Genomic DNA, 14258 nt, shown 5'->3' with positions numbered 1-14258 from the left:
TGACCAGTAACCCCTTTCCCCCGGGCTGTGGGGCGACTGTAGGATCAGCCGACTTGTGAGACGGATGTGAAGGCCGGGGGGCCGGGGACCGTGGAAGCCGAGAGGCGTCCGGTCCCGTCCGTCTCCGTTCCCGGGGAGGGACCTTCTTGACTCGTCATGGCTCCGCACGTCTGCGTCTCGTCGCCGCCTCCGCCGTCCTGGCGGCCGGCCTGACCCCGCTGCTGCCGTCGACGGCGGTCGCCGACGGCCCGGGGGAGACGGTGGTGCCGGCGTCCTTGCGGGCTTCGTACACGTCGGCGACTTTCGTGTCGTCGTCGACCCACGGCAGCCACGACGCGGCCGGGGCACAGGGGGTCTTCCACAGCCTGGAGGGCACCAAGGGCGCGCTGTGGACGCGCTACGCGGACGGCGAGTCGGTGAGTGTGCCGACGGCGCCCGCGGGCACGGTGGGCATGCCGACCGGCACCGACGTCCTGGCGTACAAGCACGCCGACGGCCGGGTCGACTTCTGGGACGCGGCCGACGGCTCCACCCAGAGCCTCCAGGTCCCGGCCGGGCTGGGCTACCTCACGTCCTACGACCACCTGACGGTGGCCTTCAAGAACGTGATCGGCGAGGACGGCGGGACCACCCGGGTCATGCATCTGCTGACGCCGGGGCCCGACGGCACCACCGCGGACCGAACGGTCACGGGCGGACCGGCCGGTCTCGTCCTCGGGCTGGGGGCGGGAGCGGACGAACAGACGGTGTATCTGCGTGGCTCCGTGGACGGGCGGATGGGCCTGGTCGCCGTGGACCGTGCGTCCGGTGAGGTGCGCGGCTGGAGCGGTCCGATCCCCACCGGGTACAGCAACACGAACCTGGGCGGTGGGCATGTCGTGGTCTTCGCCCAGGACAAGGCCACGGTCCTGGTGTTCCCGCGCGACCTGTCGGCAGCCCCCGTCGAGGTGGCGCTCAAGGGCGTAAGCGACGGGGTGAACGCGGCCCGTGACCTGGCCGTCGTCGGCGACTGGCTGGTCAACGGGACCGCCACGACGACCGCGCAGCCCCTCACCGGCGGCGAACCGGTGACCCTGCTCCCTTCCTCGGCCTACGGGACCGCGGCGGGGCCCGGCGGCACCGCGGTGAAGATCGGCCGCACCGGCACCGACGACTGGGGCATCCAGCGCCTCACCCCGGGCGCGGACGGCGGGCCGCCGGTCGTCACGCCGGTCAAGGCCCTGCCCAAACCGCCGTTGACGATCCAGGGGCTGTCCCTCGACCAGGGCCGGCTCGTCGTTCTGGATCACTCCGGAACCGGTGTGCGTTCCGTCCGGGTACGGACCGTCGCCCCGTCCGGCACCCCCTCGTTCGGCGAGCGCAGCACGTTCGCCACCACCGTCCCCCTCGTCACCTGCGCCGCCACCGACGCGGCCTGCGCCCAGGTCCGGGGCCTGGCCGACGGCCGCGTCGCCTGGCTCGCGCGCGACGGGGACACCCCCGCGATCGAGGTCGACGGGCCGGACGCGGACGATGTCTGGGGCCGCCCCGGGCTGCCCGCGGACGGACGGATCACCGACGTGTCGGGTCGCTACCTGCTCTACACGGCACCCGGTGCGCAGTACGTGTACCGGATCGACAGCGTCGACGGCGCTCCCGCTCTCACCCGCGCCTCCGGGCCGGCCGCCCTCTCCGGCGACACCCTGTGGACCACCGGCGCGACCCCGGGCAGTGTCACCGCGTACGACCTGACGGCCAAGAAGACCACCGAGACCCTCGTCACCGACGCGGGCTGCACGCCCACCGAACTCCAGGCGCTGGGCCGGTGGCTGTACTGGACGTGCGAAGGCCGGGCGGGCGTCTACGACCGTACGGCGAAGAGGTCCGTGCCGGTGCCGGCCGACGAGGCCGAGCTCGGCGACGGGTACGTCGTCACCCACGACAAGCGGGCCGGGAAGCTGACGCTCACGACGGTCTCGGACGGCGCCCCCTTTGGCCGGGTCATCGGCGACCTGCCCGACACGGGCGCCTCGCAGCGGGACGTGCGCTGGACGGTCGACGAGTCCGGTGGGAACGTCGCCTACGTCGACGGACAGGAGCGCGTCCACCTGGTCCCGTCCGGCGTGCCGCAGCAGCCGCTGAGCCTGCTGGACGCGGCCCGCAGCGTCACGGAGGTCTCTCCCACCTCGACCTCGCTCACCGACGTGCTGCTCTCCAAGCCGGCCGCGAGCTGGAAGCTGACGGTGCGCAACAGGGCGACCGGCAAGGTGGTCGGCGGCACGGACGGCGGTGCCGTGCGCGGCGAGCTGAGGGTCCCGTGGAGCAGCAGCATCACGGCCGGGGCGGTCCTGCCCAACGGCTTCTACGACTGGACGCTCTCGGTCGTGCCCGCGGACGGCGTCGGCGATCCGCTGTCGGTGCGCGGCACGGTCCGGTCGGTGCGCGGCGCTGCCGTGTTCCACGACTACGTGGGCACGGGGACGAAGCCGGACGGTGTCGGCGACCTGTTCACCGTGCCCCGCCCGGGAACCCTGACCTACCAACAGGGCACCGGAAAGGGCACGTTCTCCGGGCAGGTCAGCGGCACGGGATGGCCGAAGGACATCAAGGCGGTGCCGATCGGCGATCTGAGCGGCGACCGCTGCAACGACGTGCTCGTGCGGCTCGGCAGCGGGGCGCTGCGGCTGTACCGGACGGGCTGCGGTGCCGCGCTGTCGCCCGCGGCGCCGTACACGACGGTCGGGACCAGCGGCTGGACCCAGTTCGACGTCCTGACCTCGCCGGGTGACGTCACCAAGGACGGCCGGCCCGACCTGATCGCCCGCAATCCGTCGACCGGCAGGGTCTACCTCTACAAGGGGACGGCGGCCGGGAAGCTGGCGGCGCCGGTGAAGCTCTACGACGACTGGAAGACGTACAAGAAGATCATCGGCGTCGGTGACCTCAACGGTGACGGCGTCGGTGACCTGATCGCCCAGGACAAGTCGAACAACCTGTACCGCTACATCGGCACCGGCAAGGGGACCTTCACGGCGAGGGTCAAGCTGTTCGCGAACTGGGGGGCCTCGTACAACGCGGTCGCCGGGGCCGGGGACATCACCGGGGACGGGAAGGCGGACCTGGTGGTGCGGGACACCGCGGGCGGGCTGTACCGGCTGCCCGGCACCGGGACGGGCACGTTCGGGGCGCGGGTCAAGATCGGCGCCGGCTGGCAGAACTACAAGGGCATTTTCTAGCCAAGTTGTGACGTGTGTCACGCCCCCGGCAGGGGAATTGCTGGGGGCATGACAGATGACGGCACAGCGGGTCGGCCGGCCCCCGGGAAACTCTCGGACGAAGAGCGGCTGGCCCAACTCGGTTACACCCAGGTCCTCGCCCGCCGCATGTCGGCGTTCTCCAACTACGCGGTCTCCTTCACGATCATCTCGGTCCTGTCGGGCTGCCTGACGCTGTACCTGTTCGGCATGAACACGGGCGGACCGGCGGTGATCGTCTGGGGCTGGGTCGCCGTGGGTCTGATGACCCTGTTCGTCGGCCTGGCCATGGCCGAGATCTGTTCGGCGTACCCGACGTCGGCGGGCCTGTACTTCTGGGCGCACCGGCTGGCTCCCCCGCGATCGGCGGCGGCCTGGGCCTGGTTCACGGGCTGGTTCAACGTGCTGGGCCAGGTGGCGGTGACGGCGGGCATCGACTTCGGCGCCGCGTCCTTCCTCGGCGCCTATCTGAACCTCCAGTTCGACTTCGAGGTGACACCCGGCCGGACCGTCCTGCTCTTCGCCGGGATCCTGGTGCTGCACGGCCTGCTGAACACCTTCGGGGTGCGGATCGTCGCCCTCCTCAACAGCGTGAGCGTGTGGTGGCACGTCCTCGGCGTGGGCGTCATCGTCGGGGCGCTGGCCTTCGTCCCCGACAAGCACCAGTCGACGTCCTTCGTGTTCGGCGAGTTCGTCAACAACACCGGCTGGGGCAGCGGCGTGTACGTCGTCCTGCTCGGCCTGCTGATGGCCCAGTACACCTTCACCGGCTACGACGCCTCCGCCCACATGACCGAGGAGACGCACGACGCCTCGACGGCCGGCCCCAAGGGCATCGTGCGGTCCATCTGGACCTCGTGGATCGCGGGCTTCGTGCTGCTGCTCGGCTTCACGTACGCCATCCAGTCCTACGACGCCGCGCTCGCCTCCCCGACCGGCGCGCCGCCCGCCCAGATCCTGCTCGACGCGCTCGGCGCGACCGCCGGCAAGCTGCTGCTGCTCGTGGTCATCGGCGCCCAGCTGTTCTGCGGGATGGCGTCGGTGACCGCCAACAGCCGCATGATCTACGCCTTCTCGAGGGACGGCGCGCTGCCGTACTCGCGTATCTGGCACACGGTCAGCCCGCGCACCCGCACGCCCGTCGCGGCGGTCTGGCTGGCGGCCGGCGGGGCGCTGCTGCTGGGCCTGCCGTACCTGATCAACGTGACGGCGTACGCGGCCGTCACCTCGATCGCCGTCATCGGCCTCTACATCGCGTACGTCATCCCGACCCTGCTGCGCATCCGCAAGGGCGACGCCTTCGCGCGGGGACCGTGGCACCTGGGCCGCTGGTCGAAGGCGATCGGCGTGGTGTCGGTGGCGTGGGTGGCCGTCATCACCGTCCTGTTCATGCTGCCCCAGGTCTCCCCGGTCACCTGGGAGACCTTCAACTACGCCCCGGTCGCGGTCCTCGTGGTGCTGGGCTTCGCGGGGGTGTGGTGGCAGGTCTCCGCCCGGAACTGGTTCCTCAACCCCGAGCACGAACGGACCATCGCCCGCGAGGCGTCACGGGCGGGAGCGCCCGCCGAACTGCCCGAGCAGTGACCGATCTCGATCGCTTCGCGTCGACCGGCGCGCCCGTGTCTCCGATACCCGATCGGAGACACGGCCGCGTCCGGCTATGCTCGGGGAGGCAACATCGCCTGGGCCCTTAGCTCAATTGGCAGAGCAGTGGACTTTTAATCCATTGGTTGTGGGTTCGAGTCCCACAGGGCCTACCGGTTGCAGGCGGGGGACATCCCCCTTCCGACCTGCGGGTGCGGCGCCCGGTCGACTTCGGTCGACCCGGGCGCCGCTTTCGTTCCGGCCCGGTGCGTGAGCGGCTGTCCGGGCGGTTCGGCAGGTCAGTGGTCCGAGTAGCTGAAGTCGCCGATGGTCCAGGCGCTGACGTCCTCGATCGCCACGCGGTACATCCCGCCCGTCTCCGGGATCCCCACCGTGCCCTGCAGAATCCGGGCGACATGGAAGTGCAGATGCGTGGGCGGCCCGTCCCTCTTCGCGGAGGTGTCGAAGACGGTGGAGAACTCGCCCAGCTGGGCGGAGCTCGTCAGCACCTCCGACACCCGCTGCCTCCACATGGACTCGGGAGCCAGCCGACCGGTGATGACAGCACCACCGGTGACCACGGTCAAAGGCATCTGATTGCTCTGCCCCGACTCCACAAGGGCGGCGATGTCAACGATCAGCTCGTCAGGCTTCGGCATGAGATCGGATTCTATGCAACAGCCCGTCCTGGGCGGGCCCAGGGGCGCATCCGGGGGCGGGACCTGCCGACCCCCCGGCCCCGCGGACCTTCGGGCTCAGATGAGCGGCGGGCGCTCCGCGATCGGGGCGGGAGTACGGTGGCCATACCGAGCGCACCTCGCACGCCGTCATCCGTTTCGGCGTCGCCCTCGGGGAACGGCAATGCCGGAACACATCGTGTCCGGTCGGAAATGAGCCGCCCCACATGAGCCTGATGAGCCTCGGAGTACTCGCCTCCTCCCGCAAGGAGAACGAGTTCCGCCTCCCGCTGCACCCCCGCCACCTCGACCGGATCGCCCCGGACGTACGCGCGCGGATCTTCCTCGAACAGGGCTACGGCCGACGGTTCGGCATCGCCGACGACGCGCTGCGACCACTCGTGGCCGGCCTGCGCTCGCGCGAGGAACTCATCGCCGAGTGCGACATCGTGCTGCTGCCCAAGCCGACGCACGACGACATCGCCGAACTGCGCGAGGGTCAGGTGCTGTGGGGGTGGCCGCACTGCGTGCAGGACGAGAAGATGACGCAGACCGGCATCGACCGGCGGCTGACCCTGATCGCCTGGGAGGCCATGAACCACTGGACCTCCACGGGCGCCTTCAGCGTCCACGTGTTCCACAAGAACAACGAGCTGGCCGGCTACTGCTCGGTGCTGCACGCCCTCCAGCTCGGCGGGCAGACCGGCCACTACGGCCGCCGCCTGCGTGCGGTGGTCATCAGCTTCGGCGCCACGGCGCGCGGAGCGGTCACCGGTCTGGGCGCCATGGGGGTCACCGACGTCACGGTGCTCACCCAGCGCGCCGCCGCGGCGGTGGCCTCGCCGATGCCCTCGGTCGTGATGGCCCACTTCGAGGAGCAGGAGGACGATCCGTCGCGCCTGCGGGCAGTCACCGCGGCCGGTTCCGTGCCGCTGGCGGAGTACCTGGCCGGGTTCGACATCATCGTCAACTGCGTCCTCCAGGACACCGACGCGCCGCTCATGTTCGTCACCGAACCGGAACTCGCGCTGTTCAAGCCGGGAACCTTCTTCATCGACGTCGCCTGCGACGAGGGCATGGGCTTCGCGTGGGCCCGCCCGACCACCTTCGGCGATCCCATGCCCGAGGTGGGGTCCGGCTGTCACTACTACGCGGTGGATCACAGCCCGTCCCACCTGTGGAACTCCGCCACCTGGGAGATCAGCGAGGCGCTCCTTCCCTACCTGCGCAAGGTCATGAGCGGCCCCGCGGCATGGGACTCCGACGTCACGGTCAGCAAGGCCATCGAGATCCGGGACGGCGTCGTCCAGAACCCGAAGATCCTCTCCTTCCAGCACCGGTCGGCCGACTATCCGCATGTTCCCGAGGTCCCGGTGGCTCCGCTGAGCTCATAGGCCTGGGTGAACATGTCGATGTTCATTCGAACATCGGCATGGTAGAAATGTGGTCATGGATGTCGCAGACCGTCTCGACCTGACCCTTCGCCTCGTACAGGGGCACGGCCAGGACCAGGGGCACGGCCAGGACCAAGGGCATGGCCAGGGGCAGACGCGGGTCTCCGTCGCCGAGCTCGCTCAGCGGCTCGGGGTCTCGGAGATGACCGTGCGCAGGGACCTCGACGTGCTGGAGCGGCAGGGGCTGGTGCGGCGGGTGCACGGCGGGGCCGTCGCCGGGCGGCCGCGTGAGGAGGGCGGGGGCTTCGAGGCCCGCCAGGCGTGGCAGGCGGCGACGAAGGACCGGCTCGGCGCGGCCGTCGCCGCACTCGTCGAGCCGGGGTCACGGGTGCTGCTGGACGCCGGCACCACGACCGTGCACGTGGCGGAACACCTCGCCGCGCGGGGCCCGTTGACCGTCGCCGTGCTCAGTCTGCAGGCGGCCCTGCGGCTGGCCGACCGTCCCGGCATCGACCTGCTGGTCGTCGGCGGCCGGTCCCGCCCCGGTGAGCGGTCCCTGGTCGGGCCGCTGGCCCTGCGCACCCTGGAGTCCCTGGCCTTCGACGTGTTCGTGATGTCGATCGGCGGAGTGCACGCCGTGCACGGCTGGTCGGAGTTCTCCCTCGAGGACGCGGCCGTCAAGCAGGCGGGACTCGGCCAGGCGGCCCGTACGGTCGCCGTCGCCGACGCGACCAAGCTGGGCGTCCGCGCCTTCAGCCAGGTCGCCCCGCTCGACGCCGTGCACTCCTTCGTCACCGACGCCGCCGCGGCGGACCCCGCCACCCATCCCGGCGGCCCGCAGACCCTGGACGCCCTGCGTGAAGCGGGCGTCGAGACCCAGCTGGCCTGAAACCGCCCCAGGAGACCCCGTGAAACCGCTGATGATCCTGGTCGCCGGCCCGTACCGTTCGGGCACCGGCGACGACCCCGCGAAGCTCGCGGCCCATGTGAGGGACATGAACGAGGCCGCCCTCGTCCTGTTCCGCGCCGGGCATCTGCCCGTCACCGGCGAGGCTCTCGCGCTGCCCCTGCTGGAGGTGGCGGGCGGCGCCGCCCCCGGCGACCCGCTCTTCGACGAACTCTTCCACCCGGTCGCCGAACGCCTGCTGGACCGTTGCGACGCGGTCCTGCGCATCGGCGGTCCGTCGCAGGGCGCGGACCGCATGACCGAGCGGGCCCGCGCCCAGGGCAAGCCGGTCCACACCGACCTCGCCGACATCCCCGACGCCCGCACCGCCGACGCCGCCGCCACCCTCCTCGAAGGCCGCCGATGACCGACCACGTCGACACCTCGCCCGCCCCCGTGTCCGGCTCCCACGACGCCTCGTCCCGGCCCGCTCCCGGCAGGTCCGGTACCCCCGGCATCGACGTCCCGGACCCCCGTGGCCGTACCGGACTCGACCGCCACGGACGCGACCTCACCGGCAACGACCGGGTCCGCGTCCTCGACGTCGAGGTCCTGGCCTGCGACTGGTCCGTCCTGCGCCGCACCACCTTCGACTACCGGCACAGCGACGGCCACTGGAGCCGCGAGCAGCGCGAGACGTACGACAGGGGCGACGGCGCCACGATCCTGCTCTACGATCCCGAGCGCCGTACCGTCCTGCTCACCCGGCAGTTCCGGCTGCCCGCGTACGTCAACGGACATCCGGACGGCATGCTGCTGGAGGCCGCGGCCGGGCTCCTCGACGGCGACGACCCGCGCGAGGCGATCCGCCGCGAGGCGGCCGAGGAGACCGGACGGGCGGTGCACGACGTCGAGCACGTCTTCGACGCGTTCATGAGCCCCGGTTCGGTCACCGAGCGCCTCAGCTTCTTCGCCGCCCCCTACGACGCCTCCGCCCCCGGTGCCGACACGGCGGGCGTGGCGGCCGAGGGCGAGGACATCACCGTGGTCGAACTCCCCTTCGCCGAGGCCCTCGACCTGGTCCGCACCGGCGCGATCGCCGACGCGAAGACCATCATGCTGCTCCAATGGGCCGCGCTGGACGGCCCGTTCGGGCCGCCGGGGGTCAGCCCACGCTGAGCCCGGTGAGGTCGGCCAGGGGCAGCGTGTGCTGCGTCTGGAGGACCTTCGCGCGCAGGTAGCGGACGTTGTGCGGGGTCGTGAAGACGCCCGTCGGGACACGGTCGTGGACGTCGATGCCCAGGTCCCGCAACTGGCCTGCCTTGTCGGGGTTGTTGGACAGCAGGTCCAGGCTCGTGATGCCCAGGGCGCGCAGCATCTGGGCGGCGGCCGTGTAGTCGCGGTCGTCCTCGGGCAGGCCGAGCGCGGCGTTCGCCTCGTAGGTGTCCAGGCCCTGGTCCTGGAGGGCGTACGCGTCGAGCTTGTTGTAGAGGCCGATGCCGCGGCCCTCCTGGCGGAGGTAGAGCAGGACCCCGCCGGTCGCGGCTATGCGCTCGACCGCCTCGCGCAGTTGGGGCCCGCAGTCGCAGCGGGCGGAGCCGAAGACGTCACCGGTCAGGCACTCGGAGTGCAGCCGGACCAGGGGGGTGGCCCCGGGCGCCTGCTCGCCGAGGACGACGGCGATGTGCTCCTGGCCGTCGGCGAGGCCGTGGAAGGTGACCAGTTCGGCGTCGACGGAGTAGCCGTCGGGGAAGCGCAGCGGTACCCGGACGCGGGCGCGCGGGGTGGCGGCGGGGGTGTCGGGCATGCGGTCTCCCGGGTCCGGAGGACGGTGGCAAGGCGGCACCGGGCCGACTTGTGCTTCAGATTTGAAGCAGATCCAACGAATCGAGACCCTACCCCATGCTTTAAATTTGAAGCAACTGCTTTGCGACCCCGCTCACGAGGTTCCGGAGCACGGGGACGAGCGCCGGCGCCATGGGAGGTCCTCGGGTGCCGTCTCGGCGCCGTCGTTCTCCTGGAACCCGCGCGCGACCTGCGTGAAGATCTCCTCCAGCTGTCCCACCTGCTCGGGGGTGAGCCGGTCGAAGAGGGCCGCGCGGACCGTCTCGACATGACCGGGCGCCACGTTCTCCAGCACCGTCATGCCCTCGTCCGTCAGGACCGCGACGCTGCCGCGCTTGTCCCGCGGGCAGTCCTCGCGCCGCACCAGCCCGTCCTTCTCCAGCCGGGACACCGCGTAGGTCAGCCGGCTGCGGGTGATCTTCAGCCGCTCCGCCAGCTCCGTCATCCGCAGACGCCGCTCCGGTATGTCGGAGAGGTTGGCGAGGATGGAGTAGTACAGGTGGGGCATGCCGGCCTCCTGCTGGAGCTGCCGGTCGATCGCGTCGTCGAGGAGGAGGTAACCGGCGACAAACGCGCGCCAGGCGCGTTGCTCCTCGGGGGTGAGCCAGCGAGTCGTCATGCACCCAGTGTAGGTTTGTTTCAAACTTGAACCAAGTCCGCCGTCAGGCTGCTGTCGAACCGTTGCCAGACCGCCGTCGAACCGCCGTCGGACCGAGCCCCGGGAGCCGCTCGATGCCGTACCCGTACGTCCTGCTGTCCGCAGCCGTCTCCCTCGACGGCTACCTGGACGACACCACGCCCGAGCGCCTGCTCCTGTCCAGCCGCGCCGACTTCGACCGCGTCGACGAGGTACGCGCCTCCGTGGACGCCATCCTCATCGGCGCCGGCACGATCCGCGCAGACAACCCACGGCTCCTCGTGAACTCCCCGGAGCGCCGCGCCGCCCGCGTGGCCGCCGGACGGCCGCCGTACCCCCTCAAGGTCACCGTCAGCGGCTCCGGCGACCTCGACCCGGCGGCGAACTTCTGGCACACGGGCGGCGAGAAGGTCGTGTACACGACGGACAAGGGCGCCGAACGGGTCCGCGCGCTGGGCATCGCCGCGGACGCCGTCCCGCTCGGCCCCGAACTGGACTGGCGCCGTCTCCTCGAACACCTCCACGACGTGCGCGGGGTGCGCCGCCTCATGGTCGAGGGCGGCGGGACGATCCACACCCAGCTGCTCCGGGAGGGCCTCGCCGACGAACTCCAGCTGGTCCTCGCCCCGCTGTTCGTGGGCGACCCGGCCGCGCCCCGCCTCTTCGGGCCCGGCGGCTACCAGGGCGGACGCCTGCGCCTGGTGGAGACCCGGCGCATCGAGGACATCGTCCTGAACCGCTACGAGCCCACCGCCCCCGGCGCCGGACCGCTGCCCGCCGCGGCCGACCGGCACTGGCTGGCCCTCGCCTGCGCACTCGCGGCCGACTGCCCGCCGTCGGAGACCGCCTTCAGCGTCGGCGCGGTGATCGTGGCCGCCGACGGCACGGAGCTGGCCCGCGGCCACTCCCGCGAGGCCGGCGACCCGGTCGTGCACGCCGAGGAGGCCGCCCTCGCGAAGCTCGACCCCGCCGACCCCCGGCTGCCCACGGCCACCGTCTACAGCAGCCTCGAACCGTGCGCCCGCCGCTCCTCCCGCCCGGCCCCCTGCGCCCGCCTCATCCTCGACGCGGGGGTGCGCAGGGTGGTCACGGCCTGGCGCGAGCCGGACACCTTCGTCAAGGAGGCGGACGGGACCGGTCTGCTGGTGGCCCGGGGCGTCGACGTCCTCGTCCTCCCGGAGTACGAGGAACGGGCGAAGGAGCCGAACCGCCACCTCCTCTGAGGCGGCTGGGGCCCCGTGGATCAACCGGTGTGCTTTCCGCCCCGCTGATGGCGTACAGTTGTGTTCATCGCCGCGGGGTGGAGCAGCTCGGTAGCTCGCTGGGCTCATAACCCAGAGGTCGCAGGTTCAAATCCTGTCCCCGCTACTGATGAACCGAAGGCCGGAATCCGAAAGGGTTCCGGCCTTCGGCGTTTCGTCGGACCCTCCCTCACTCTTGGTGACCGGACGACCGCCCTGTGCATAACAACTGAGTCACCATCAGCGCTCCTGTGACTGATGAAGCGTTTCCGGGGCATGCCGAGGCGTGGTCAACTCGCCCGTTTTTCACCGCTGCTGGCCTAAAAGTCCAGGCCAGAAATGTTGTTGATCAAGAGGAACGGCTTGGAAACCCACCCCCGGGTCTATTAACGTTCGATAACGCAGCGCGGTCGTCCCAGCCGGCACCAGAGTCGGCTCCGTGCGGCACGTGCCGAATCCCGCAAGGGAACCGGGGAACCACCACCTTGGGGTGAATCACGCGGAAGCCGTCGTGAACTCGCAGAGTCCACGACCGGTATACGCGCGTAGGAGACCTTCCCGCTCCGAACCCGTCAGCTAACCCGGTAGGCGACGGAAGGAAAGGAGTGCGCCCGCGTGGCGTCCAACCCGCCTGCCCCCGAGGCCCCGTACGCGCCCAGCCAGCCATCCACCGAGACCTTCGGCTACGGCGGCTACCGCACCGACGAGGGCCCGTGGGAGGAGTGGAACCCCACCGCGGAGTCCACCCGCCCGGTACGCGGCAAGCACCGCGTCGCCAAGCAGCGCGGCGGCGGATTCGCCCGCAGCTCCACCGTCCTCGGCGTCGGCGTCATAGCCGCCGTCAGCGCGGGCGGCATGGCCAGCGCCAACACCGGCAAGGCGCCGGTCTCCATCTCGATGCCCGACCTGCCCAACGTGGGCTCACTCATCTCCGACGACGAGCCCGCCCCGGAAGCCGCCCCGGCCCTCGCCAGCTTCGGCTCCGAAGCCGCCGTGGACACCCAGGAGAGCGTCTCCGACGCCGGCGAGGCGCTGCGCAGCCGGATCATGGCGCAGGCCGAGTCGCAGCAGTCGCAGGTCGAGGTCAAGGCCCTCGCGGCAGCGGCCAAGGCCGAGTCCGACGCCGCCGCCAAGGCCGAGAAGGAGGCGGAGGCCAAGGCCGCCGCCGCCAAGAAGAAGGCCGCCGAGGAAGCCGCCGCGAAGGCCGAGGCCGCGCGCCTGGCCGAGCTGGCCAAGCAGTACACGCTGCCGACCTCCTCGTACACCATCACCTCGACGTTCGGCCAGGCCGGTTCCCTCTGGTCCTCCGGCTACCACACGGGTCTCGACTTCGCCGCGCCGACGGGCACGCTCATCAAGGCCGTCCACAGCGGGACCATCACCGAGGCCGGTTGGGCCGGTTCCTACGGCTACCGCACCATCCTGACCCTGGACGACGGCACCGAGCTGTGGTTCTGCCACCAGTCGTCGATCAGCGTCAGCGTCGGCCAGAAGGTCGCCACCGGTGATGTGATCGGCCGCGTGGGCGCGACCGGGAACGTCACCGGCGCCCACCTCCACCTGGAGGTCCACCCCGGCGGCAGCGCCGACGGCATCGACCCGGCGGCCTGGCTGCGCGGCAAGGGCCTCAACCCCTGAGCGGTTCCGCTCCCGCGGACACCCTGATCCACCCCGGCAGCCCCGACGCCCCGCGCGTCGGGGCTGCCGGTCTGTGCGTCGGGGCTGCCGGTCCGTGCCGTTCACAGGCGCTGTTCACATGTTCTTCGCGTCACGTCCGGAATGGGCGGGCCGTCGGCGCCCGTTGAGACGAAGCATGACTTCTCTTCGCAAGCTCGGCTCCTCCGACCTCGAGGTCTTCCCGCTCTCCCTGGGCGGCAACGTCTTCGGCTGGACCGCCGACGAGAGCGCCTCCTTCGCCGTACTCGACGCCTACGCGGCCGCAGGCGGCAACTTCGTCGACACCGCCGACTCCTACACGGCGTGGATAGAGGGCAACAGCGGTGGTGAGTCCGAGACCATCATCGGCAGGTGGGTGCGGGCCCGGGGCAACCGCGACGACGTCGTGATCGCCACCAAGGTGAGCCAGCACCCCGAGTTCCCCGGTCTGTCCGCCGACAACATCAAGGCCGCCGCCGACGCCTCGCTCCGCCGTCTGGGCACCGACCACATCGACCTCTACTACACGCACTTCGACAAGCCCGAGGTGCCCGTCGACGAGATCATCGGCGCGCTCGACGAGCTGGTGCGGGCGGGCAAGGTCCGGCACATCGCCGCCTCCAACATCTCGCCCGAGCGGCTCCAGGAGTCCCTGGAGTTCTCCGACCGCGAGGGCCTGGCCCGGTACGTCGCCCTCCAGCCCCACTACAACCTGGTCTCCCGCGACACCTACGAGGGTGGCCTCCAGGACCTCGCCGCCCGCTTCGGCCTCGCCGCCGTCCCGTACTTCGCGCTGGCCGCCGGCTTCCTCACCGGCAAGTACCGGCCCGGTACGACCGTGGAGAGCGCCCGCGCGGCCGGCGCCGCCAAGCACCTCGACACCGAGCGCGGCCGGAACGTCCTCACCGCCCTGGACGAGATCGCCCAGGCCCATGACACCGAGATCCCCACGGTCGCCCTGGCCTGGCTCGCCGCGCAGCCGACGGTGGCCGCGCCGATCGCCTCCGCGCGGACGGTCGAGCAGCTGCCGGCGCTGCTGGCGGTGGCGCGGCTGGAACTGACGGCGGAGGAGATCGCCCGGCTGACCCGCGCCTCGGCCTGACCT

At 71.3% G+C, this 14258-nt stretch carries 12 protein-coding genes, 2 tRNA genes and 1 riboswitch; of the genes, 11 read left to right on the top strand and 3 right to left on the bottom strand.

What is annotated here, in order from left to right; all coding sequences use genetic code 11:
- Positions 1–146 precede the first annotated feature (146 nt).
- The 3 genes from ACIRPU_RS16495 to ACIRPU_RS16485 all read left to right on the top strand — a co-directional run bounded on the left by ACIRPU_RS16495 (position 147) and on the right by ACIRPU_RS16485 (position 4990).
- Positions 147–3215, top strand: coding sequence for an FG-GAP repeat domain-containing protein (locus ACIRPU_RS16495; protein ID WP_403867282.1), 3069 nt, complete (start codon positions 147–149; stop codon positions 3213–3215).
- A 48-nt stretch (positions 3216–3263) separates the two neighbouring features.
- The gene (locus ACIRPU_RS16490; protein ID WP_403867279.1) at positions 3264–4817 is read left to right on the top strand and encodes an amino acid permease; all 1554 of its coding nucleotides are present in this window, start codon (positions 3264–3266) and stop codon (positions 4815–4817) included.
- A 100-nt stretch (positions 4818–4917) separates the two neighbouring features.
- Positions 4918–4990: transfer RNA gene (locus ACIRPU_RS16485), tRNA-Lys, on the top strand.
- A 126-nt stretch (positions 4991–5116) separates the two neighbouring features.
- Here the strand turns inward: ACIRPU_RS16485 and ACIRPU_RS16480 are convergent.
- The gene (locus ACIRPU_RS16480; RefSeq protein WP_355703549.1) at positions 5117–5476 is read right to left on the bottom strand and encodes a hypothetical protein; all 360 of its coding nucleotides are present in this window, start codon (positions 5474–5476) and stop codon (positions 5117–5119) included.
- Positions 5477–5721: 245 nt separating this feature from the next.
- Here ACIRPU_RS16480 and ACIRPU_RS16475 point away from each other — a divergent pair, with 245 nt between their 5' ends.
- The 4 genes from ACIRPU_RS16475 to ACIRPU_RS16460 are packed head-to-tail and all read left to right on the top strand — an operon-like array spanning position 5722 to position 8953.
- Entirely contained in the window at positions 5722–6888 is a 1167-nt protein-coding gene (locus tag ACIRPU_RS16475; protein WP_403867275.1) for a N(5)-(carboxyethyl)ornithine synthase, read from the top strand.
- Positions 6889–6943: 55 nt separating this feature from the next.
- Positions 6944–7777 carry a DeoR/GlpR family DNA-binding transcription regulator gene (locus ACIRPU_RS16470; RefSeq protein ID WP_384125143.1) on the top strand — a complete coding sequence of 278 codons (834 nt, stop codon included), beginning with the start codon at positions 6944–6946 and terminating at the stop codon, positions 7775–7777.
- A 31-nt stretch (positions 7778–7808) separates the two neighbouring features.
- The gene (locus ACIRPU_RS16465) at positions 7809–8201 is read left to right on the top strand and encodes a DUF4406 domain-containing protein (RefSeq protein ID WP_403867955.1); all 393 of its coding nucleotides are present in this window, start codon (positions 7809–7811) and stop codon (positions 8199–8201) included.
- Positions 8198–8953 carry an NUDIX domain-containing protein gene (locus ACIRPU_RS16460; protein ID WP_403867272.1) on the top strand — a complete coding sequence of 252 codons (756 nt, stop codon included), beginning with the start codon at positions 8198–8200 and terminating at the stop codon, positions 8951–8953. The genes ACIRPU_RS16465 and ACIRPU_RS16460 overlap by 4 nt, the downstream gene beginning before the upstream one ends.
- Here ACIRPU_RS16460 and ribA read toward each other — a convergent pair.
- Entirely contained in the window at positions 8940–9581 is a 642-nt protein-coding gene (gene ribA, locus ACIRPU_RS16455; protein WP_403867269.1) for a GTP cyclohydrolase II, read from the bottom strand. The two genes, ACIRPU_RS16460 and ribA, sit on opposite strands and share 14 nt — an antisense overlap.
- A 132-nt stretch (positions 9582–9713) precedes the next feature.
- The gene (locus tag ACIRPU_RS16450; protein ID WP_355703544.1) at positions 9714–10238 is read right to left on the bottom strand and encodes a MarR family transcriptional regulator; all 525 of its coding nucleotides are present in this window, start codon (positions 10236–10238) and stop codon (positions 9714–9716) included.
- Between the two features lie 113 nt (positions 10239–10351).
- On the opposite strand from ACIRPU_RS16450, the gene ACIRPU_RS16445 reads away from it, so the two are divergent.
- From ACIRPU_RS16445 to ACIRPU_RS16430, 4 genes are all read left to right on the top strand, one after another.
- A complete protein-coding gene (locus ACIRPU_RS16445; RefSeq protein WP_403867266.1) occupies positions 10352–11479 on the top strand; it encodes a dihydrofolate reductase family protein in 1128 nt (375 codons plus the stop codon).
- A 71-nt stretch (positions 11480–11550) separates the two neighbouring features.
- Positions 11551–11624, top strand: a tRNA-Met gene (locus ACIRPU_RS16440).
- A 312-nt stretch (positions 11625–11936) separates the two neighbouring features.
- A riboswitch (cyclic di-AMP (ydaO/yuaA leader) is annotated at positions 11937–12105 on the top strand.
- 7 nt (positions 12106–12112) lie between these two features.
- Positions 12113–13135, top strand: a complete 1023-nt coding sequence (locus ACIRPU_RS16435; RefSeq protein ID WP_403867263.1) for a M23 family metallopeptidase — start codon at positions 12113–12115, stop codon at positions 13133–13135.
- A 175-nt stretch (positions 13136–13310) separates the two neighbouring features.
- Complete coding sequence (locus ACIRPU_RS16430) at positions 13311–14255, top strand: aldo/keto reductase (protein WP_403867260.1); 945 nt, start codon at positions 13311–13313, stop codon at positions 14253–14255.
- Positions 14256–14258: the final 3 nt, after the last annotated feature.

Origin of the sequence: Streptomyces sp. NPDC102259 (genome assembly GCF_044766465.1) — a bacterium.
GTDB lineage: Bacteria > Actinomycetota > Actinomycetes > Streptomycetales > Streptomycetaceae > Streptomyces.
The sequence above is the reverse complement of the archived record's forward strand: the minus strand, read 5'-3'. Positions and strand labels throughout refer to the sequence as shown.

Bases quoted from the DNA above. Each gene is read 5' to 3' on its own strand.
- ACIRPU_RS16490 (WP_403867279.1), top strand. From the start codon at position 3,264: ATGACAGATGACGGCACAGCGGGTCGGCCGGCCCCCGGGAAACTCTCG.
- ACIRPU_RS16480 (WP_355703549.1), bottom strand. From the start codon at position 5,476: ATGCCGAAGCCTGACGAGCTGATCGTTGACATCGCCGCCCTTGTGGAG.
- ACIRPU_RS16475 (WP_403867275.1), top strand. From the start codon at position 5,722: ATGAGCCTGATGAGCCTCGGAGTACTCGCCTCCTCCCGCAAGGAGAAC.
- ACIRPU_RS16470 (WP_384125143.1), top strand. From the start codon at position 6,944: ATGGATGTCGCAGACCGTCTCGACCTGACCCTTCGCCTCGTACAGGGG.
- ACIRPU_RS16465 (WP_403867955.1), top strand. From the start codon at position 7,809: ATGATCCTGGTCGCCGGCCCGTACCGTTCGGGCACCGGCGACGACCCC.
- ACIRPU_RS16460 (WP_403867272.1), top strand. From the start codon at position 8,198: ATGACCGACCACGTCGACACCTCGCCCGCCCCCGTGTCCGGCTCCCAC.
- ribA (WP_403867269.1), bottom strand. From the start codon at position 9,581: ATGCCCGACACCCCCGCCGCCACCCCGCGCGCCCGCGTCCGGGTACCG.
- ACIRPU_RS16450 (WP_355703544.1), bottom strand. From the start codon at position 10,238: ATGACGACTCGCTGGCTCACCCCCGAGGAGCAACGCGCCTGGCGCGCG.
- ACIRPU_RS16445 (WP_403867266.1), top strand. From the start codon at position 10,352: ATGCCGTACCCGTACGTCCTGCTGTCCGCAGCCGTCTCCCTCGACGGC.
- ACIRPU_RS16430 (WP_403867260.1), top strand. From the start codon at position 13,311: ATGACTTCTCTTCGCAAGCTCGGCTCCTCCGACCTCGAGGTCTTCCCG.